The sequence below is a fragment of the Streptomyces sp. NPDC111802 genome (assembly GCF_055634335.1).
This window is the reverse complement of record NZ_JBVKCZ010000018.1, coordinates 39,161-59,573: the sequence shown is the minus strand read 5'-3', so window position 1 is coordinate 59,573 and position 20,413 is coordinate 39,161. Positions and strand designations below refer to the sequence as shown.

Annotated in this window: 16 protein-coding genes and 2 tRNA genes; 13 read left to right on the top strand and 5 right to left on the bottom strand. The window is 69.2% G+C overall.

What is annotated here, in order from left to right; translation table 11 throughout:
* Nucleotides 1–47: 47 nt before the first annotated feature.
* A complete protein-coding gene (locus ACZ7NC_RS21110) occupies nt 48–629 on the top strand; it encodes a biotin transporter BioY (RefSeq protein ID WP_471490290.1) in 582 nt (193 codons plus the stop codon).
* Nucleotides 630–795: 166 nt separating this feature from the next.
* On the opposite strand, the gene ACZ7NC_RS21105 is transcribed toward ACZ7NC_RS21110, so the two are convergent.
* Nucleotides 796–1,521: a hypothetical protein gene (locus ACZ7NC_RS21105; protein WP_471490289.1), complete on the bottom strand. Its 726-nt coding sequence runs from the start codon at nt 1,519–1,521 to the stop codon at nt 796–798.
* A gap of 232 nt (nt 1,522–1,753) precedes the next feature.
* Between ACZ7NC_RS21105 and ACZ7NC_RS21100 the strand changes: the two genes are divergently transcribed.
* Entirely contained in the window at nt 1,754–3,868 is a 2,115-nt protein-coding gene (locus tag ACZ7NC_RS21100) for a serine/threonine-protein kinase (protein WP_471490287.1), read from the top strand.
* A 111-nt stretch (nt 3,869–3,979) separates the two neighbouring features.
* On the opposite strand, the gene ACZ7NC_RS21095 is transcribed toward ACZ7NC_RS21100, so the two are convergent.
* Nucleotides 3,980–5,446 carry an amino acid permease gene (locus ACZ7NC_RS21095; protein WP_471490286.1) on the bottom strand — a complete coding sequence of 489 codons (1,467 nt, stop codon included), beginning with the start codon at nt 5,444–5,446 and terminating at the stop codon, nt 3,980–3,982.
* Between the two features lie 216 nt (nt 5,447–5,662).
* Between ACZ7NC_RS21095 and ACZ7NC_RS21090 the strand changes: the two genes are divergently transcribed.
* Both ACZ7NC_RS21090 and ACZ7NC_RS21085 read left to right on the top strand, forming a co-directional pair.
* Nucleotides 5,663–6,148: a ribose-5-phosphate isomerase gene (locus tag ACZ7NC_RS21090; RefSeq protein ID WP_471490284.1), complete on the top strand. Its 486-nt coding sequence runs from the start codon at nt 5,663–5,665 to the stop codon at nt 6,146–6,148.
* Between the two features lie 341 nt (nt 6,149–6,489).
* Nucleotides 6,490–7,299: an Fpg/Nei family DNA glycosylase gene (locus tag ACZ7NC_RS21085; protein WP_471490282.1), complete on the top strand. Its 810-nt coding sequence runs from the start codon at nt 6,490–6,492 to the stop codon at nt 7,297–7,299.
* Between the two features lie 31 nt (nt 7,300–7,330).
* Here ACZ7NC_RS21085 and ACZ7NC_RS21080 read toward each other — a convergent pair whose 3' ends face one another.
* Nucleotides 7,331–8,587 (bottom strand): GNAT family N-acetyltransferase, encoded by a 1,257-nt coding sequence (locus ACZ7NC_RS21080; RefSeq protein ID WP_471490281.1) that lies wholly within the window; start codon nt 8,585–8,587, stop codon nt 7,331–7,333.
* A gap of 162 nt (nt 8,588–8,749) precedes the next feature.
* Here ACZ7NC_RS21080 and ACZ7NC_RS21075 point away from each other — a divergent pair, with 162 nt between their 5' ends.
* Nucleotides 8,750–9,928, top strand: a complete 1,179-nt coding sequence (locus ACZ7NC_RS21075) for a SpoIIE family protein phosphatase (protein WP_471490279.1) — start codon at nt 8,750–8,752, stop codon at nt 9,926–9,928.
* 634 nt (nt 9,929–10,562) lie between these two features.
* The gene (locus ACZ7NC_RS21070; protein WP_471490278.1) at nt 10,563–11,045 is read left to right on the top strand and encodes an HD domain-containing protein; all 483 of its coding nucleotides are present in this window, start codon (nt 10,563–10,565) and stop codon (nt 11,043–11,045) included.
* A gap of 34 nt (nt 11,046–11,079) precedes the next feature.
* On the opposite strand, the gene ACZ7NC_RS21065 is transcribed toward ACZ7NC_RS21070, so the two are convergent.
* Entirely contained in the window at nt 11,080–12,282 is a 1,203-nt protein-coding gene (locus ACZ7NC_RS21065) for an acyltransferase family protein (protein WP_471490277.1), read from the bottom strand.
* Between the two features lie 540 nt (nt 12,283–12,822).
* Between ACZ7NC_RS21065 and ACZ7NC_RS21060 the strand changes: the two genes are divergently transcribed.
* Nucleotides 12,823–13,017, top strand: a complete 195-nt coding sequence (locus ACZ7NC_RS21060; RefSeq protein ID WP_004001285.1) for a hypothetical protein — start codon at nt 12,823–12,825, stop codon at nt 13,015–13,017.
* Nucleotides 13,018–13,107: 90 nt separating this feature from the next.
* Nucleotides 13,108–15,255, top strand: coding sequence for a serine/threonine-protein kinase (locus ACZ7NC_RS21055; RefSeq protein ID WP_471490275.1), 2,148 nt, complete (start codon nt 13,108–13,110; stop codon nt 15,253–15,255).
* A gap of 72 nt (nt 15,256–15,327) precedes the next feature.
* Here the strand turns inward: ACZ7NC_RS21055 and ACZ7NC_RS21050 are convergent.
* Nucleotides 15,328–15,401 (bottom strand) — tRNA-Gly (locus ACZ7NC_RS21050).
* A gap of 131 nt (nt 15,402–15,532) precedes the next feature.
* Here ACZ7NC_RS21050 and ACZ7NC_RS21045 point away from each other — a divergent pair.
* The 5 genes from ACZ7NC_RS21045 to clpX all read left to right on the top strand — a co-directional run bounded on the left by ACZ7NC_RS21045 (nt 15,533) and on the right by clpX (nt 20,394).
* Nucleotides 15,533–15,609 (top strand) — tRNA-Pro (locus tag ACZ7NC_RS21045).
* A 204-nt stretch (nt 15,610–15,813) separates the two neighbouring features.
* Entirely contained in the window at nt 15,814–17,208 is a 1,395-nt protein-coding gene (tig, locus tag ACZ7NC_RS21040; RefSeq protein ID WP_471490274.1) for a trigger factor, read from the top strand.
* Nucleotides 17,209–17,585: 377 nt separating this feature from the next.
* Entirely contained in the window at nt 17,586–18,194 is a 609-nt protein-coding gene (locus ACZ7NC_RS21035; RefSeq protein ID WP_471490470.1) for an ATP-dependent Clp protease proteolytic subunit, read from the top strand.
* Between the two features lie 52 nt (nt 18,195–18,246).
* Complete coding sequence (locus ACZ7NC_RS21030) at nt 18,247–18,927, top strand: ATP-dependent Clp protease proteolytic subunit (protein WP_471490273.1); 681 nt, start codon at nt 18,247–18,249, stop codon at nt 18,925–18,927.
* 180 nt (nt 18,928–19,107) lie between these two features.
* On the top strand, nt 19,108–20,394 hold the full coding sequence (gene clpX / locus ACZ7NC_RS21025; RefSeq protein WP_471490271.1) for an ATP-dependent Clp protease ATP-binding subunit ClpX: 1,287 nt from the start codon (nt 19,108–19,110) through the stop codon (nt 20,392–20,394).
* Nucleotides 20,395–20,413: the final 19 nt, after the last annotated feature.

Below are 20,413 nucleotides of genomic sequence, written 5' to 3'. Positions count from 1 at the left end.
GATAGCGTCACTGCGTCCCGTACCGCCTTCACCCTCGCGGAGTCCCCATGAGCACCGCAGCCGTCGCCCCCGCCCGCACCGGGCAGGTCCTCGCCGACCTCCTCCCGGCCTCCCGCGTCCGCGACATCGCGCTCGTCGTCGGCGGTGCCGCGTTCACCGGCCTCGCGGCCCAGATCTCCGTGCCCGTGCCGGGCTCCCCGGTGCCGGTGACCGGCCAGACCCTCGCGGTGCTGCTGGTCGGCACGGCCCTCGGCGCCGGGCGCGGCTTCCTCTCGCTCGCGCTGTACGCGCTGGCGGGCATCGCGGGCGTGCCGTGGTTCGCGGACGGTGGCTCCGGCGCCGCGGCCCCGTCGTTCGGCTACATCCTCGGCATGATCCTCGCCTCCACCGTCGTCGGCGCTCTGGCCCGCCGCGGCGCCGACCGCACCGCGCTGCGCACGGTGGGCGCGATGCTGCTGGGCGAGGCGATCATCTACGCCATCGGCGTGCCCTACCTGGCTCTGGCCCGCGACATGTCGGCGTCCACGGCGATCGCGCTCGGCCTCACCCCGTTCCTGATCGGCGACGCCCTCAAGGCGGCCCTGGCGATGGGCGCGCTGCCCACCGCCTGGAAGCTGCTCGAGCGCTGACGCCGTAGTACTTACCGCTGACGCCGTACTCACCGGCGGAAGTCGTAGTCACCGCGGAAGTCGTAGTCACCGCGGAAGTCGTAGTCACCGCGGAAGAGGCTCGCCAGGTCGTACCGCACCCGGCGAGCCTCTTCGCGTTTCCCGGTCGGACGGTGAGCCCGTCGGCTCAGTCCGCGTGCCGCTTCGGTCGCCGCAGCTGCGACCACCACAGCCCGGCCGCACCCACCGCGATCAGCGTCGCGCCGGCCGCGCCCAGCGGCAGGACGTCACGGCCGAGGCCGGTCCTGGGCAGTTCGTCGGCACCCGGTGCGACCGGCTTGTTGTCCGTACCCAGCAGCAGCGGGGTGGCCGGGGCGTCGGGCGACGGGTTCGTCGTACCGAACGGCACCGGGCCCTGCTGCCAGTACGTCTTCTTGCCGTCGCCGGTCTGGACGGGGAGGCAGATCTTGCCCTCCTTGCCGAGGTCGTACGTCGCCGCCACGGCGTACGACTTCGACTCACCGGCGGGGAGATTGTCCAGGGGGCAGGCGAAACCGCTGTTCGAGCCCTCCGGAAGATTGTTTTTGTCGATCGCCGAACAACCTTCGACATTCTTGACCGTCAAGCCGTCGAACCCGACGACCAAAAGCTGGATTTTTCCGCTGTCCTCGGTCCCCTCGTTCTTCACCGTGGCGGTGATCGCGGTTTTTTGCGAACTGTTGTTCACGGAGATTTTCTCGGGCAGTTCGGTGGTGAGCTTCACCCCCGACGGCGCCTCGTCGATGACCTTTCCCCCCTTGCTGCTCCCGGGTCCCTGGTCGTCCGCACTGGCAGTGAAGGAAAGGATCATCACTGCCGAAAAAGATGTCGCGACCAGCGATCCCGCGATGGCCGTCGTGCGACGAGAACTCATGTTCGTCCCCCTTGCCTGCGCCTGAATTCGCAGTACTTGAAGATCTACCACAAGATTTCTTCGCACTATGCTGGTACGGCACGAAGTGTGACCATTGTGTTTCAATGGCGGATGTCCGATGCGGCATCGAGGGGGGTGCAGTGGATTGCCGGGGAATACAAGGAGTGGCGGGGTTCCAGGTGTACTGGTGACGGGGCGCTATCGATTGGTCGAGAGTATCGGCCAGGGGGGAATGGGGCGCGTGTGGCGAGCGGTCGATGAAATTCTCGACCGGCTGGTCGCCGTCAAGGAAATGCGCATCGACGGCCTCGACCCCGAGGACACACGCACACGCCGTGAACGCACCCTGCGCGAGGCACGGGCGACGGCGCGGATCGACCACCCCAACGTCGTACGGGTCTACGACGTGGTCGACGAGGGCGAACGCCTGTGGATCGTCATGGAGTTGGTGGCCGGCCGCTCCCTGGAACGGATCATGGCGGAGGAAGGCCCGCTGGGTCCGCGCGAGACGGCCCGGATCGGGGTGGGGCTGGTGGCGGCACTGCGGCAGGTCCATGACCGTGGCGTGCTCCACCGGGACGTCAAGCCGGGCAATGTGCTGGTGGAGGCGGAGGTGGCGCGCGGACGGGGCCGCGTGGTCCTCACGGACTTCGGTATCGCGGCGATCCAGGACGCGAAGGCCCTCACCATGGTCGGCATGTTGGTCGGCTCGCCCGACTACATGGCCCCCGAGCGGATCTCCGGCCGTGTCCAGGGCCCGCCGTCCGACATCTGGTCCCTCGGCGCCACACTGAGCGCGGCCCTCGCCGGCCGCTCCCCCTTCTCCCGCGACACGACCCTGGCGACGCTGCACGCGGTCCTCTACGAGGAGCCCGAACTCCCGCCCACGGCAGGTCCGTTGAGCGACATCCTCGCCGCCCTGCTGGCAAAGGACCCGGCCCTCCGCCCCGGCCTGGACGAAGTGGAGACGGCCCTGCAACCGGTGGCGTATCCGGTACCGACGCCGATGATGCCGGTGATGGGGGGAGACGCGCGCAGGGAGGGGGCGGACGAGCCGGGTGGTGGGGCCGTCGGGAGGGAAGAGGCCGAGTCGGGGCGGGAGTTGGAGCCCGGGAAGCCGGAGCCGGAGCCGGAACCCCGCTCTGTGAGTGGTCCGGCGCCAGAACCCGAGGCACTGGCCGAGCCGGAACCGACAGGCCCGTCCGCCCACGAGCACGAGCGGACGCCGGCACCCTCAAGAGAATCACCCACCCCCGCCTTCCTGGACGTCTCCCGTGCCCCGTCCCCGCCCGACCCCCGACAGCCGGACGAGATACGCGACGCGATACCGCCACAGCCGTCGACGGACTCCCGAACCGGAGTCGAGCGACACACCATCAACACTCGACGAGCCACCGCCCCGACTCCCGCTCCAACTCCCGCCCCCGACGCCGGCCACACCCCCACACCCGTCCCCGCCTTCCCGGACCCCCTTCGCGCCCTCAACGCCTCCACAGAAGCCACCGCCCCCGAGTCCCGCCCAGAGGCGCACTCCGCGACCCCGGCCGGCAACTCCACCGGCCCCACTCCCCGCCGCGCGGGCGTCTCCCTCTCCCGCTCGGAAGCGGTGACCGAGCGCCGGCCCGCCCCAGGCCCGGGACGCGCGCCAGGTGGTGCCCGGGAGTACGGCGGCATGCCGCCCGGCGAACTCCCCGGCCCGGCGGTTCCGGCGCACCCCCGGCCCCGGCGCGGACATCGCCGTACGGGCATCGTGGCCGCCGTCGGAGTCGCGGCCGCGGGGGCTGTCGTCGCGGTCGTGCTGGCGACCGACTTCGGGGCGCCGAGGGACGATCAGGCAGGATCCTCGCCGTCGGCGTCGTCGGCCGCGTCCTCTCCGGGCGCATCCCCGTCGTCCACGGTCGAGGGCACGTCGAGGCCGCTGAGCCTGCCGCCGGGCGCGCACCGTGAGGCGGGCGGGTTCGCGTGGGCGCCGCCCGAGGGCTGGCGGCGGGACGTCAAGACCGGGTCGGAGGTGCACTACACCTCACCGGACGCCGCACAGGAACTCGCCGCCAAGTCGTCCCTGGCCCGCGACGACTTGATGGACTCCTGGCAGAAGTCCGAGCGGAACGCCCAACAGGGCAGGGACTACGTCAAGATCCGCCTGGAGCGCACGACCTTCCGCGAGCACCCCGCGGTCGTCTGGGAGTACACCTTCACCCTGAACGGCGACCCCTGGCACGCCCAGCTGCTCGGCTTCACCGTGGACGGCAGGACGTACCAGATCAACACGTGGTACCGCCCGGACATCGAGGCACAGGCCCTGAGGACCTACGAGAAGGTGAGGGACGGTTTCACGGTGCTGTGACCGGCAGAAGGCGAACGGGCAGAAGACGAAGGGGTGGTGGGTGCGATGCCGCACCCACCACCCCATACCTCCTACCGGCTACCGGATACCGGCTGTCGGCATTCGACGACCTCAGCCGGTCTTGACCTCGTCGCGGGCCGCGTCCGGGGCAGCCGCCTCGACGCCCGCCGGCCGTCCGCGGCCGACCTTCTGCTTCACGAACGCGGTCACCAGGACCAGCGCGGCCACGAGGAGCGACAGCAGCACGGTCTTACGTCCGTCGTGCTCGGTGTCGGTCAGCATGTAGCCGAGGACGAACACGATCAGCGCGGCCGTCGCCCAGGTCAGATACGGGTACAGCCACATCTTCACGACCAGCTTCTCCGGCGCCTCGGCCTGGATGATCTTCCGCATGCGCAGCTGCGAGAAGCAGATCACCAGCCAGACGAACAGCGCGACCGCGCCGGAGGAGTTGACGAGGAAGAGGAAGACGGAGTCCGGGAACTTGTAGTTGAAGAACACGGCCACGAAGCCGAACGCGACGGAGGCGAGGATCGCCGTGCGCGGCACGCCGTTGGAGGTCGTGCGGGCGAAGGCCTTCGGCGCGTCCCCGCGCTGGCCGAGCGAGAAGGCCATACGGGAGGCGGTGTAGAGACCGGAGTTGAGACAGGACAGCACCGAGGTCAGCACGATGAAGTTCATGATCTGACCGGCGTGCGGGATGCCGAGCGAGTCGAGCGCGGCGACGTAGGAGCCCTCGTCGGCGATGGCCTTGCTGTCCCAGGGGAGCAGGGTGACGACGACGAAGATCGAGCCGAGGTAGAAGACGGCGACACGCCAGATGATGCTGTTGGTCGCCTTGGTGACGGCCTGCTGCGGGTTCTCGGACTCACCGGCGGCGAGGGTGGCGATCTCGCTTCCCATGAAGGAGAAGACGACCAGTAGCACACCGGTGAGAATCGCACCTGGTCCGTTCGGCAGGAATCCACCGTGGTCCGTCAGATTCGCCAGCCCGGCCTGCTCGCTGTCCACACCCGGCAGCACCCCGAACACGGCCAGCCCGCCGATCACGATGAACGCGGCGATGGCGACGACCTTGATCCCGGCGAACCAGAACTCGAACTCGCCGTACGACCCGACGGAGACGAGGTTGGTGGCGGTCAGCACCACCATCACGATCAGGGCCCAGCCCCACTGCGGGACGGACGGGATCCAGCCCTCCAGAATCTTCGCACCGGCGGTGGCCTCGACCGCCAGCACGACCACCCAGAAGAACCAGTACAGCCAGCCGATGGAGAACCCGGCCCAGCTGCCGAGCGCCCGGTCGGCGTGGGCGGAGAACGACCCGGACGTCGGGTTGGCCGCCGACATCTCACCGAGCATCCGCATCACCAGCACCACGAGCGTGCCGACGAGGGCGTAGGAGAGGAGGATGCCGGGTCCTGCGGTGGCGATACCGGAACTGGACCCGACGAAGAGCCCGGCGCCGATGACACCACCGATGGCGATCATGGACAGATGACGGTTCTTGAGCCCGGCCTGTAGGCCGTGGCCGCCGGCGGCCGGTTGGGCCGTCTTCTGGGTCGGCTGCGAAGTCATGGAACGGATTTCCTTTGCGCCGTGGGAACGGTCCTCGTACGAGCGGATTTGGTGTGGTGTACGAGTCGGACCAGTGAATCGGAGGAGAACGGATTCGGGAACCTTTGATTCGGGATTGTTACTTGAGGTTTCCTTGAGCTTCTATAGTGCGCGTCACAATTCACGAGATCGGCACCCGACGCTGCTGCCCCGAAACAGCCGTGTCACACTCGTTCCATGCGCGTGTATCTCGGCTCGGACCATGCGGGCTACGAACTCAAGAACCACCTCGTCGAGTGGCTCAAGGCGGCCGGTCACGACCCGGTCGACTGCGGCCCCCACATCTACGACGCCCAGGACGACTACCCGCCCTTCTGCCTCCGCGCGGCGGAGAGGACGGCCGCGGACCCCGACGCCCTCGGCATCGTGATCGGTGGCTCGGGCAACGGCGAGCAGATCGCCGCGAACAAGGTCAAGGGCGTCCGCGCGGCGCTGGCCTGGAGCGAGGAGACGGCGTCGCTGGGCCGCCAGCACAACAACGCCAACGTCGTCGCGGTGGGTGCGCGCATGCACACCACGGAGGAGGCGACGAAGTTCGTCGAGACCTTCCTGGGCACCCCGTTCTCCGGTGACGAGCGCCACATCCGCCGAATCGACATGCTGTCGTCCTACGAAACGACAGGCGACCTCCCCCCGATCCCGCCGCACCACCCGCAGCAGTAGCCGAGGGCCACTTTCGTCCAGGCATTCCAGCCCGTCCGGCGTTTGAGGACGAGGCCCGTGCCGTTCCTAGCCCCCACCCACCCGCTGGAGGCCGTCATGAGGCCGCGGTCTCCTCTGGTTGGTTGCGGTCCCCTCTAGTCGCCGGTCCAGGCAATGTCAGCCCGTCCGGCGTTTGAGGACGAGGCCCGTTCAGGGCCGACAGCGGGGGTCTGGGGGCGGCAGCCCCCAGAAGGGCCCGGGGTCGAAGGGGCAGCGCCCCTGGAGGATGGGACGGGTAGGGGCGGCGGGGGCGAAAACCCATTGCGCCGCCCACCCCACCCGCACACGAACAAGGAGCCACCGTGCCCGAGGGCCACACCATCCACCGGCTGGCCCAGGACTACGCCACCGCATTCCTCGGCACGACCCCCCGCGTCACCAGCCCCCAGGGCAAGTTCTCCGACGCCGCAGCCCTCCTCGACCGCGCCGAACTCACCCACACCGAGGCCCACGGCAAACACCTCTTCCTCGCCTTCAGAGCCGCCGACTGGATCCACATCCACCTCGGCCTCTTCGGCAAGGTCAACTTCGGCCCCAGCCCCGCGCCCCCACCCACGGACACTGTCCGCCTCCGCCTCGCCGACACCACCTCGTACGTCGACCTCCGCGGCCCCACCACCTGCGCCCTGATCACCCACACCGAGAAGCAGGCGATACACGACCGCCTCGGCCCCGACCCCCTCCGCGACGACGCAGACCCCGGCACCGCGTACAAGAGGATCTCCCGCAGCCGTACGACCATCGCCGCCCTGCTCATGGACCAGAAGGTCATCGCGGGCGTAGGCAACGTCTACCGAGCCGAGGTCCTCTTCCGGCACCGCATCGACCCCTACCGCGCGGGCAAGGACATCACCCCCGCACAGTGGGACGCCATCTGGACGGACCTCGTGGACCTCATGCACGAGGGCGTCCGCAACAACCGCATCGACACCGTCCGCCCCGAACACACCCCGGAGGCGATGGGCCGCCCGCCCCGCGTCGACGACCACGGCGGCGAGGTCTACGTCTACCGAAGGGCCACCCTGCCCTGCCACATCTGCGGCAGCGAGATCCGCACCGCCGACCTCGCCGCCCGCAACCTCTTCTGGTGCCCGAACTGCCAGACGCCGTAACGCAATCCGGCCAAGTCTGAGAACCCCCGGATCAGAATCCGTGCGGCAACCACGGCGCCACAACAGACGCGAACCCCACCGAAGCCTCCGCCAGCGCCCCCTGCCGCACCTCCCGCACCCGCCCAGCCGCCCCCAGCGCCGCGAGGCTCACCCCGCCGAGGTAGGCCGCCCCCAACTCCCGTACGGACAGGGAGAGATCGGCCGCATCCGTCGTACGCTCGCACGACGCACCCTTGGCGTCGCCGCTCAGCCGCCAACGCCCCGAGTTCCAGGGGCAGAAGGCGTCCGCCACCTCGAACACCACATCCACCGGCGTCTGATAGGTCCGCGCCGCGAGCGCCGCCCCCACGTCCACCAGCCGTACGTGCAGCGCGTCCCGCACCCGCACCGCGCACCGCCGGATGTCGGACACCTGGTACTGCCACGCCTCGTCCACCGGCCGCGCGTACGCCTTCACCGTGGACGTCAGGTCGACATCGAACAGGAACCGCCACAGCGCGGCGGCCGCCGCCGGGTCCAGGGCCTGGGTGTCCCGCAGCCGCACGATGCCCTTGGCCCCGCTGCCGTCCCACTCCGGCTTGACGTGGAAGCGCGCGTAGCCCACGACCTCCCCGTCCCGCTCCGCCAGCACGCACTGCAGCGGCGACCCGCCCTCCCGCTCGCCCTCCGGGTCGAGCAGCCCGAGCCGCTCCCAGCCGGGCAGCCGCGCGAGCATCCCCGGCCGGCCGGATACCCGGCGCGCGTACACGGCCTCGCACGCGTCGATGACGTCGGCCGGCACGGCGTACCGCAGACGTACGTCGTCGGTACCGGGCGGCACCGACAGTGAGACGCGCGTCGTGTCGATCTCGGCGCTCACCTGGAAACTGCCGATGCCGTAGCCGAACCGGCCGTAGATCTCCGGCTCGGAGGCGGTCAGGATCGCCAGCGGCCAGCCCCACTCGCGCACGTCGTCCAGCTGCCGGCGCATCATCGACGTCAGCACCCCGCGTCGGCGATGCGTGGCGGCCACGCTGACCATCGTGACCCCGGCGGCGGGCACGGATGCTCCGCCGGGCACGGTGAGCCGGAAGGCGAACGCGCCGGTCGTGCCCACGCACGTGTCCCCGTCCCAGACGCCGATGGAACGGTCGGTCCCGATGAGCGAGTTCCACAACTCCCGCTCCTCGGCCGCTTCCGGGACGCCACCGAAGGCGCGGATGAGTGTGTCGTACCAGTTGTCCCACTCGTCCTGCCGCAACGCCCGCAGCTCGGGGTGGCCGGCCTCGCGCCCACTGTCTTTCGCCATGAACCATGCCTACCAGGGCATTGCGGGACGAGCGAGGGAATTTCTCATTGGCGGCGGCGAGACCGCTTTCCGTGAAGTTCACTGTGAAGTTGAACCTCGGACGGGGGACAAGTGGGACCTCCCGTGCCAAGCAGCTGGTCCGATGGATAGGGTCCCGAACTAATGGCAGCAGGACGAGAGCGGCGCGCGGCGGCCGAGACGTTCATGGCCCGGTTGAGGATGCACTGGCACCGGGCCCGCGTCGGCGTGCGCCGAAGCGCCGTGGACTACTTCCGCGGCGACGGCTCGGACTGGATCGCGCTGGCCGGCCTGCTCGTGACGGTGCCGCTGATCTGCGCCGTGACCATGGCCAACCCGGTGTGGTTCTCCCCGGCCGCGCTGGTCCTGCCGATCGTCGCGGGCGGGCTGCTGCTGCGCCCGGCGAGCCTGCTGGGCCTGTACGCGGCGGCGGCGACGGCACTGATCGTGGAGTCGGTGCAGCTGGGGCCGTACACGGAGGGCCCGTCCCGCGTCACCCCCGGCGTGGTCCTGGTCGTGGCGGCGTGCGGCTTCTTCGGCCTGCTGATCGCACAGTTCCGCAGCCGCGTCGGCGTGCCCTGGCGGCGCGGCGGCACGATGCTCTTCGACCTGCGTGAACGCATCCGCGTGCAGAGCAAACTGCCGCAGCTGCCGCACGGTTGGCATCGCGAGATGGCCCTGCGCCCGGCGGGCGGTCAGTCCTTCTCGGGCGACTTCGTGGTGGCGGCCCGCACGAACGGGGGCCGCACGCTGGAGGTCGTCCTCACGGACGTGTCCGGCAAGGGCATGGACGCCGGTTCCCGCGCCCTGCTCCTCTCCGGCGCCTTCGGCGGCCTCCTGGGCAGCCTGCCCCCACACGCGTTCCTCCCGGCGGCGAACGGCTATCTCCTCCGCCAGGACTGGGACGAGGGCTTCGCGACCTCGATCCACCTGGTCCTGGACCTGGACTCGGGCGACTACGAGCTGTACTCGGCGGGCCACCCGCCGGGCCTCCAACTGAGCGCGGGCAGCGGCCGCTGGGAGGAGAAGGCCGCCGAGGGCCCCCTCCTGGGCGTCTACGACGGCGCCCAGTTCGACCCCGTGAAGGGTTCACTCCGCCCCGGCGACGTCCTGATGCTGTTCACGGACGGCCTGGTGGAGACCTCCGACCGAGACATCGTCGAGGGCATAGACCGCCTGACGGGCGAGGCCGACCGCTACGTGGCCGGCGGCTTCCACGGCGCCGCCTGGCACCTGATCGAAGCGGTGGCAAAGGACGTCAACGACGACAGGGCCCTCCTACTGATCTGCCGAGAGGGCCCCACGGCAACGGCGACACGCTGAGCCCGCGAGCGGGTACGTCCCGACGCCGGTCCCGAGCGGTCCGGTCGGGTCTGCCGACGGCACGGTCCTGCCCGGTCTGGTCTGCCGGTGGCCAGGTCTCGTCGGGCCTGGTCTGCCGACGGCCCGGTCGTGTCGGGTCCCGTCTGCCGGTGGCCAGGTCTCGTCCGGTCCGGTCTGCCGACGGCCAGGTCCCGATCGGCCAGGTCTGCCGACGGCCAGCACGACGCCGATCCGCACCATCCGGCCCGTCCGGCATGTGAGGCATGTGAGGCATGTGAGGCATGTGAAGCCGAGCCTGCACCGTCCCTAGCCCCCACCCACCCACTGGGGGCGGCCATGAGGCCGCGGTCTCCTCTAGTTGCCGGTCCAGGCACGCTCAGCCCGTCCGGCCTGTAAGGCCGAGCCCCATGCCGTCCCTAGCCCCCACCCACCCGCTGGGGGCGGTCACCAGGATGCGGTCCCCTCTGGTCGCCGGTCCAGGCATTTCAGCCCGTCCGGCGTTTGAGGACGAGGCCCGTTCAGGGCCGACAGCGGGGGTCTGGGGGCGGCAGCCCCCAGGAGGGCCCGGGGTCGAAGGGGCAGAGCCCCTGGAGGATGGGACGGGTAGGGGCGGCGGGGGCGAGACACTGGACCGGTGACCGAAACACCGCACACCCACCTGTCCCTGCCCGACGTAGAGGCCATCGCCCGCGCAGCCCACGCCCACCAGACCGACAAGGCCGGCCGCCCCTACACCGAACACCTCATGGCCGTCGCCGAAGGCGTACGCACCCGCCACGGCAACGCCGACCAGATCGCGGCAGCCTGGCTCCACGACGCCGTAGAGGACGACGCACTCTCCGAACAGTGGCTGGAAGAGGCCGCCCTGAGCCGCCGTACAAAAGACATAGTGCGCGCCCTCACCAAGCACCCCGGCGAGCCCCCCGAGGCATACGCACAACGCATCCTCGCCACCGACGGCGCCCTACTGGTGAAGCAGGCGGACCTCGCCCACAACGCCGACCCGAAACGCCTCGCGGCCCTCGACGAACCGACCCGGAAACGACTGACCGAGAAGTACGCACGCATGCGCGCCCTCCTCAACCTCCCCGGAGACGAAGACGCCGCCGAGGACTGAGTAGTCCCCGGCGGCGTGAATCCCCGACGCAGCGTCAGGCGTTGACCCGCTCCCGAGCCACCGCACCCTCACGCTTCTCCCGCTCCCGAGCCACCTCGGCAGCATCCCGCTTGAACGCCCACTCCATCTTCGGCTCCATCGCGAACCGGAAGACCCGCTGCACCGGCGAGGTGCACAGCAGCGTGACCCCGGCAGCCGCGACGACACTGACGAAGATCTCGCCGAGCGGCCGATGCAGCCAGGCGTGCTCGAACCAGCCCTGGTAGTCACCGGCCTTCACCACGAAGCCGTGCAGCAGATAGCCGTACAGCGTGCCCGCGCCGAGCGCCGTGAACCACATGTGCCGGCGCGGCACCCAGGCGAAGAAGCAGGCCGTCAGCACCAGCGAGCAGCCGAACATCGCCAGCACCATGACCGGCCCGGCCCACCACGGCGCGCCCAGCTCCTGCGCGGCGTCCCGGTGGTAGAACCACGCGGTGTTCATCCGCGGCACCGCCCACCAGCCGAAGCCCAGCGCCACCGCGAACACCGGCACGGACAGGATCCGCACCGTGCGCGTGCGCACCATGTGGAAGTGCTCGGGCTTCATGCACAGACCCAGCACGAAGTACGGCAGGAACTGCAGAACCCGCTGCAGATCCAGGTCGTCACCGATCTCCGGGGTGACGGTCCCTGCCATGGCGAGGCCGAGCGCGAGCGGCAGCGGCCAGCGCACCATCTTCCAGATGGGCGTGGTCATCCGCCAGATGAACAGCGCGCACAGGAACCACGTCAGGTACCACGGGTCCAGGAGGCTGATGTCCTGGCCGGGGTCCTCGGCGATCCAGCGCTTGAAGAGCGGATAGGCCGTCTCGAAGACGATGTACGGCACCGCGACACCGGTGATCAGGCGCTTCATACGGCTGGGACTCGCGTCGAAACTGCGCGAGAAGAAGCCGGAGATGATGATGAACGCCGGCATGTGGAAGGTGTACACGACGGTGTACACGCCCTCCAGGATCCGGCTGTCGCCCTTGATCGGCTCCCAGGCGTGTCCTATCGCGACGAGCACGATCGCCAGGTACTTGGCGTTGTCGAAGAACGCGTCGCGCTGCTTGGCACCGCCGGACGCGGCTCTGGCGTCGCCCTGAGCCTTCTTGTTCAGCGGTGAGCGCGGACTCGGCACTCCGTCCGCCGACTGCTGTGCCGGGGGGAGTGGCGCTCTGTTGTTGCCGTGCGGTCGCAGCGAGTCCGTCACAGACCCTCCCGCCGGAAGCCGGGGAAGTCGATCCAGGACCCTGCTGCGTATGCGGGGGACGAGGCAGCGTGGAACATCTGAGGCACCCTAGCGTTGCCTGTGGGATTTCGTAAAACCCCCGAGGTCGTTAGCGGCTATTGCGTGAGACGTCGCGTGTACAACGAACATGCACCTGGCGGACACCCGTTGGTCACCCTCATTGTCCGGATTCATCCTGACTAAGTAGTGCATATGGCCAGGAGGTGACGTAGATGAAATGATCACCGTGCCGTGAATTCGAAATACCGGCGAACACGTTGTGTGGCAATGGAAACGATCTCCTCGAATTCTCTGTACGGGCGTCTCCTCGAAAAGCCGCACGGGTCCAACGCGAGAGGTCGGTGCGCGCCAAGGGTCCGCACGGATCCAGCACAGGTGTGGCGAACGAAACGTCACGTGCCGCATAGCGGGGCCCGGTTGGTGGCACGATGGTTCTGGCGGGGGTGTGCTGGGTCGCGTCCCCGGGCCGGGAGAGCGGACCGACCGAGGGTGTGATCTGTTGTGGCCATTTCGCTGTCAGTGGTGTTGCTGTTGGCGATCGTCTTGGTAGTGCTGATCCGTGGCGGATCCCTGAAGGCCGGTCCAGCCGTCGTCGCCGTGCTGTTCGGCTTCTTCCTGGCCTCGACCGGCATGGCCGACGACATCCAGAGATTCCTCAACTCGATAGCCGAGACCATCAACTCGATCCAGTTCTAGGGCCCACGGGGTGGCCCGGAGGGGTACGGATACCCTCGTTCGTGATCGTCGAACGTTATGGAACGACGGTGCGGACGGGGGACGTACGGGATGGCGCTGCGCGAATCGGACCCGGCCGAGGTCGGTGGCTATCGGATCGAGGACCGTCTCGGCTCCGGTGGCATGGGCGTGGTGTACCTCGCCCGCTCCGCCTCCGGCCGCCGCCTCGCCCTCAAGGTCGTACACGCGCAGTACGCCGACGACGACGAGTTCCGCATCCGCTTCCGCCGCGAGGTGGCCGCCGCCCGCCAGGTCAGCGGCGCCTTCACCGCCCCCGTCGTGGACGCGGACGCCGACGCGCCGCGCCCCTGGATGGCCACGCTCTACATCCGCGGCGAGGACCTCGGCACCCACGTCCGCCGCCACGGCCCCCTGCCCCTGCCGCAACTGCGCGAACTCGCCGCCGGCCTCGCCGAGGCCATCCGCGACATCCACCGCGCCGGGATGGTCCACCGTGATCTGAAACCGGCCAATGTCATGCTCGCCGAGGACGGCCCGCGCGTCATCGACTTCGGTATCTCCCGCGCCGCCGAGTTCGCCGCCTCCGACGTCCTCACCCAGACCGGCCGGGTGATGGGCACACCGCCCTTCATGTCCCCGGAGCAGTTCTCGTCCCCGCAGGACGTGGGCCCCGCCGCCGATGTCTTCTCCCTCGGCTCGGTCGTCGCCTACGCCGCCACCGGCCACGGCCCCTTCGACAGCCCGAGCCCCTACGAGACGGCCATACGCGTCGTCGACGGCGACGCGCAACTGGACGGCGTCCCGCCCGAGCTGCTCCCCTTCGTCCGCCTATGCCTGGAAAAGCACCCCAAGTCCCGCCCCTCGCCCGACGAGTTGATACGCCTCCTGCGCGACGGCGAACTCCCCGACCCGCGCCCCACTCCCGAGGCCGCCCCCACCCCGGACGCCCCCACGGCCTCCCGCCGCAGACGCCGAAAACGCCTCCTCCTCGCCTCCACCCTGGGCGCCCTCCTGCTGACCGCCGCGACCACCCTCACGGTCCTGGCCGTCAACGAGGAGCCGACCCCGGTCGATCGTGACCTGCCCGCCGGGTGGCAGGCCTGGCACAAGAAGTCAAAGGATCCGAGCGTCGACCGGGACCCGATCGGCGCCGACGGCCCGTTCAGCCGCTGCGCGGCCACCGGCCGCTCCCTCGTGTGTGCCGGCGACGACGTCATGGCGACCAGCTTCGCCCTCGCCGACGGCCGCAACACCTGGGCCCGACCCATCGACGACACCGCCGACGACCTCGGCGGCGGCGACCAGGGCACGATCATCGGCGCCGGCGGCGGCCGCGTGTATGTCTACGGCGCCGACGACCGGACGGTCGGCGACCTCAGCCCGTACCGCTACACGGTCCAGGCGCTCGACGCCGACACCGGCAAGGTGATCTGGAAGACGGTCACCGGCGACAGCCAGGAGGCCACGGAGCCCAACAGCGACCAGGGCTACTCCATCGCCGTACCCGACGGCGTCCTCGCCGTCTACGGCGCGAAGGGGCAGCAGTACGCCCTGCTGGACGCCGACGACGGCAAGGTCCGCTGGAAGCGCCCGCTGCCCGACCCGGACGAACGGATGTGCCTGCTGCGCGCCGCCGCCCGGAACGCGTACCTGGTGTGCCAGAAGTGGACCGGCGAGGACGTGACCAGCACGAGCATCGCCCAGCTCGACCCGGCCACCGGCCGCCCCCGCTGGACCGTGACGGTCGGCAAGGACCAGGACATCCTCGGACAGGCCGACGGACGCCTGGTCGTGCTCAACACATCCGGTACCCGCCGCACCCTGACCCTGGTCAACGCCGCCACGCACATCGTGACGACCGTACGGCTGTCCGAGCCCCAGCCCGAGTCCGCGGCCCCCGCCCTGCTGAACGGCAGGCTCTACTTCACCTTCCACAGCGGCAGCGTCCGCGCGTTCGCCCCGGACAGCGGACGCCGGCTCTGGGAGAGCAACTCCACCGTGGAGTCGTCCGGCCCACCGACCGCCTCCGCGACCCACCTCTACCTGGCATCCCCCAGCGGCCGCCTGGCAGCCCTGAACCTGCGCACAGGCACCGTCGAGGCCACCCTCCAGGGCCGGGACGACGGCGGCACCGCCGACTCCAGCGGCGTCGGCGCCCCACTGGTCCTCGTAGGCGACGCCCTCTACGTCCCGTACGGCATCCGCTGCGTCTACACCGTGGACGTACACACCCTGTGAACCCCCGCCCCGCCCCCGAAAACGATCAGGGCCAGGTCGAGGACTAACCCTCTGACCTGGCCCTGAGCCGTATGGAGCGGGCGACGGGAATCGAACCCGCGTAGCTAGTTTGGAAGACTAGGGCTCTACCATTGAGCTACGCCCGCACACGACGCGCCGCAGGTCAGGTGACCGCGGCACAGGATGCATCGTAGCGGGTCGGCCCCCCTCGCCGCACACCCCGTAAATGCGGCGGCCCGGCTGTCTGCGGGCATGTACCCTACGTGTCGCACCAGCACGGGGTGTGGCGCAGCTTGGTAGCGCGTCCGCTTTGGGAGCGGAAGGCCGTGGGTTCAAATCCCGCCACCCCGACCACGACCGGTGAAGACCGGCCACATGCGTGACGGCTTTGTGCGATCGCGTCGCATGATCGCCTTTGAGGGCGTGTCACCGCTGCCGTTACTATGCAAGCTGCACGCCCGTGTGTCTCTCCTATCCGAAGTCCTCCCGGGCGGCGAATCCGCCGGACCAGTCTGGTCCCGGCAGAATCCAAGAAGTCAGCCACAAGGAGACCGAACCGTGAAGAGCGCCGTGGAGACCCTGAACCCGACTCGGGTTCGGCTCACTGTCGAGGTGCCCTTCGAGGAGCTCAAGGACAGCCTCGACGCGGCGTACAAGAAGATCAACCAGCAGGTCACGGTGAAGGGCTTCCGTAAGGGCAAGATCCCCGCCCGCGTCATCGACCAGCGGTTCGGCCGCGGTGCGGTCCTGGAGGAGGCGGTCAACGACGCGCTTCCGAAGTTCTACACCGAGGCCGTCAACGAGGCCGAGCTCAACGTCCTGGGCCAGCCCGAGGTCGACATCACCGAGCTGAAGGACGGCGAGACGCTGAACTTCACCGCCGAGGTCGACGTCCGCCCGGCCATCGAGATCCCGGACTACGCCGGGATCGAGGTCGAGGTCGACGCCGTCGAGGTGACGGACGAGGACATCGAGAAGTCGGTCGAGCAGCTGCGCGAGCGCTTCGCGTCGACCTCCCCGGTCGAGCGGGGAGCCGAGGACGGCGACGTCGTCACCATCGACCTGGAGGCCAAGGTCGACGGCGAGGTCCTGGAGGACGGCGTCGCGAGCGGCGTCTCCTACACCATCGGCTCCGGCGAGCTGCTGGACGGCATCGACGACGCCGTGAAGGGCCTGGAGGCCGGTGGCGAGGCCACCTTCGCCTCCGAGCTCAAGGGCGGCTCGGCGGCCGGCAGGGAGGCCGAGGTCACCGTCAAGGTCACTCAGGTCGCCGCGCGCGAACTGCCCGAGCTGGACGACGACTTCGCGCAGCTCGCCTCCGAGTTCGACACCCTCGACGAGCTCAAGGCCGACAGCCGCAAGCGCCTCGAGAACATGAAGCAGTACGACCAGGCCACGCAGGCCCAGGAGCGCGTCCTGGAGAAGCTGCTCGAGCTGGTCGAGGTGCCCGTCCCCGAGAAACTGCTCGAGGACGAGATCAACACCCGTAAGCACAACCTCGAGCACCACCAGCTCGGCCAGATGGGCCTCGACCTCGAGAAGTACCTCGAGATCCAGGGCAAGACGGTCGAGGAGTTCGACGCCGAGACCAAGGAAGCCGCGGTCAAGGGCATCAAGACCCAGTTCGTGCTGGACGAGCTCGTCAAGCAGGAGAAGCTGAACGTCAACCAGGAGGAGCTCACCGAGCACCTCATGCGGCGCGCGGCCTCCTCCGGCATGTCCCCCGACCAGTTCGCCCAGGCGGTCGTCGAGGGCGGCCAGGTTCCGCTCCTGGTCGGCGAGGTCGCCCGCGGCAAGGCCCTGGCCGTCGTGGTCGAGAAGGCCGTGGTCAAGGACACCAACGGCGAGGTCATCGACCTGGACGACGAGGACGAGGTCGAGCAGGCCACGGAGACCGTGGAGGTCGCCGAGGGCACCGCCGACGAGGCCGCCGAGGAGAAGTCCGAGGGCTGAGCCCACGGCACCTGGAAGCCGTAAGGAGGGCCCTGGAGACGTATCGACGTCCCGGGGCCCTTCTGTCGTACGGCTCTGTCGTACGGCCGGGCAGTGTCCCTGAAGGGGCGGGTGGAACTGCGCGAACGGCCGCAACGGCGCCGCAGCCGCCCACGCACCCGCACAGTCACGGCGAGCGGGCGGCGGCCGCCCGCCGGAGGCTCTACGCCCCCGGCGAACACTCCCGGAACCGGGATGGCACCGCACAGCCTGCGCGTTAGGGTCCATGAGTATGGGGGCAGGGAAGTCGGCGAAACCGCCGGAGGCCCCCCGCAGGGAACACGTGAAGACGGCCCGGCGCCGTCGTAAGACGAGCAGGTGGATACGTGACGAATCTGATGCCCTCCGCCGCCGGCGAGCCTTCCATCGGTGGTGGCCTCGGCGACCAGGTCTACAACCGGCTGCTCAACGAGCGGATCATCTTCCTCGGCCAGCCGGTCGACGACGACATCGCCAACAAGATCACCGCACAGCTGCTGCTCCTTGCCGCCGACCCGGACAAGGACATTTACCTGTACATCAACAGCCCGGGCGGTTCGATCACGGCCGGCATGGCGATCTACGACACCATGCAGTTCATCAAGAACGACGTGGTGACCATCGCCATGGGCCTCGCGGCCTCGATGGGCCAGTTCCTGCTCAGCGCGGGCACCCCCGGCAAGCGCTTCGCGCTGCCGAACGCCGAGATCCTGATCCACCAGCCCTCCGCGGGCCTGGCCGGCTCGGCCTCCGACATCAAGATCCACGCCGAGCGGCTGCTGCACACCAAGAAGCGCATGGCCGAGCTCACCTCGCAGCACACCGGTCAGACGATCGAGCAGATCACCCGTGACTCGGACCGCGACCGCTGGTTCGACGCCTTCGAGGCCAAGGACTACGGCCTCATCGATGACGTCATCCCGACGGCCGCCGGAATGCCGGGCGGCGGCGGCACCGGGGCGGCCTGAGGCCCCCCTGCACAGCCCTCAGCCGACCGCCACAGCCCCTAGGAGACAGATAGTGAACGACTTCCCCGGCAGCAGCCTGTACGACCGCACGCGCGCCGAGTACACGGGTCCCGCCGCCGAGTCCCGCTACGTGATCCCGCGCTTCGTGGAGCGCACCTCGCAGGGCATCCGCGAGTACGACCCGTACGCGAAGCTCTTCGAGGAGCGCGTGATCTTCCTCGGCGTGCAGATCGACGACGCCTCCGCCAACGACGTCATGGCGCAGCTGCTGTGCCTGGAGTCGATGGACCCCGACCGGGACATCTCGGTCTACATCAACAGCCCCGGCGGCTCCTTCACGGCGCTCACGGCCATCTACGACACGATGCAGTTCGTGAAGCCGGACATCCAGACGGTCTGCATGGGCCAGGCGGCCTCCGCCGCCGCCATCCTGCTGGCCGCCGGTACGCCCGGCAAGCGCATGGCGCTGCCCAACGCGCGTGTGCTGATTCACCAGCCGTACAGTGAGACCGGCCGCGGTCAGGTCTCCGACCTGGAGATCGCCGCCAACGAGATTCTCCGGATGCGCTCGCAGCTGGAGGAGATGCTGGCCAAGCACTCCACCACGCCGATCGAAAAGATCCGCGAGGACATCGAGCGCGACAAGATCCTCACGGCCGAGGACGCGCTGTCGTACGGCCTGATCGACCAGATCATCTCGACCCGGAAGATGAACAACGCCGACGTTCGGTGACGCGGACCCGGTATTGTCTGCTGCCCCTTGGCACGGTTTGGGACGGTGCACGTCAAAGTGAACCGCGCCAAGGGGGGCCCGAACGGGGGGCCAGGCAAGGTACCGTCGACATAAGGCAGCACCAGGAGCCGCTGGATTCGAAAACGTCCAGTCGTCTCCCAGGCGAAGGGGAAGCACACCGTGGCACGCATCGGTGACGGCGGCGATCTGCTCAAGTGCTCGTTCTGCGGCAAGAGCCAGAAGCAGGTCAAGAAGCTCATCGCAGGCCCTGGTGTGTACATCTGCGACGAGTGCATCGATCTCTGCAACGAGATCATCGAGGAAGAGCTCGCGGAGACCAGTGAGGTCCGCTGGGAGGAACTGCCCAAGCCGCGCGAGATCTACGAGTTCCTCGAGGGCTATGTGGTCGGCCAGGAGGCGGCGAAGAAGGCCCTCTCCGTCGCCGTCTACAACCACTACAAGCGCGTGCAGGCCGGCGAGAACGGCGGCGGTCAAAGCCGCGAGGACGCCATCGAGTTGGCGAAGTCCAACATCCTGCTGCTGGGACCCACGGGCTCCGGCAAGACCCTCCTCGCCCAGACCCTGGCGCGCATGCTGAACGTTCCGTTCGCCATCGCCGACGCGACGGCGCTGACGGAGGCGGGCTACGTCGGCGAGGACGTCGAGAACATCCTGCTGAAGCTGATCCAGGCGGCCGACTACGACGTCAAGAAGGCCGAGACCGGGATCATCTACATCGACGAGATCGACAAGGTCGCGCGGAAGAGTGAAAATCCGTCGATCACGCGAGACGTGAGCGGTGAGGGCGTCCAGCAGGCCCTGCTGAAGATCCTGGAAGGCACCACGGCCTCGGTCCCGCCGCAGGGCGGCCGCAAGCACCCGCACCAGGAGTTCATCCAGATCGACACGACGAACGTCCTGTTCATCGTGGGCGGCGCGTTCGCCGGTCTGGAGAAGATCATCGAGTCCCGGGCCGGCGCCAAGGGCATCGGCTTCGGCGCGACGATCCGCTCCAAGCGGGAGCTGGAGGCCAAGGACCAGTTCGAGGACGTCATGCCGGAGGACCTGGTCAAGTTCGGCATGATCCCCGAGTTCATCGGCCGCCTCCCCGTCATCACCTCGGTCCACAACCTGGACCGCGAGGCCCTGCTCCAGATCCTGATCGAGCCGCGCAACGCCCTCGTCAAGCAGTACCAGCGCCTCTTCGAACTCGACGGCGTGGAACTCGACTTCGAGCGCGAGGCCCTGGAGGCCATCGCCGACCAGGCCATCCTCCGCCAGACCGGCGCGCGCGGCCTGCGCGCCATCATGGAGGAGGTCCTGATGTCGGTGATGTACGAGGTCCCGTCCCGCAAGGACGTGGCCCGGGTCGTCATCACGGCGGACGTCGTCCACTCGAATGTCAACCCGACGCTGATTCCGCGGGATGCGCGGGGTCGGGGGCCGGGGGAGCAGAAGACGGCGTAGCCGCAGCCACGGACACACG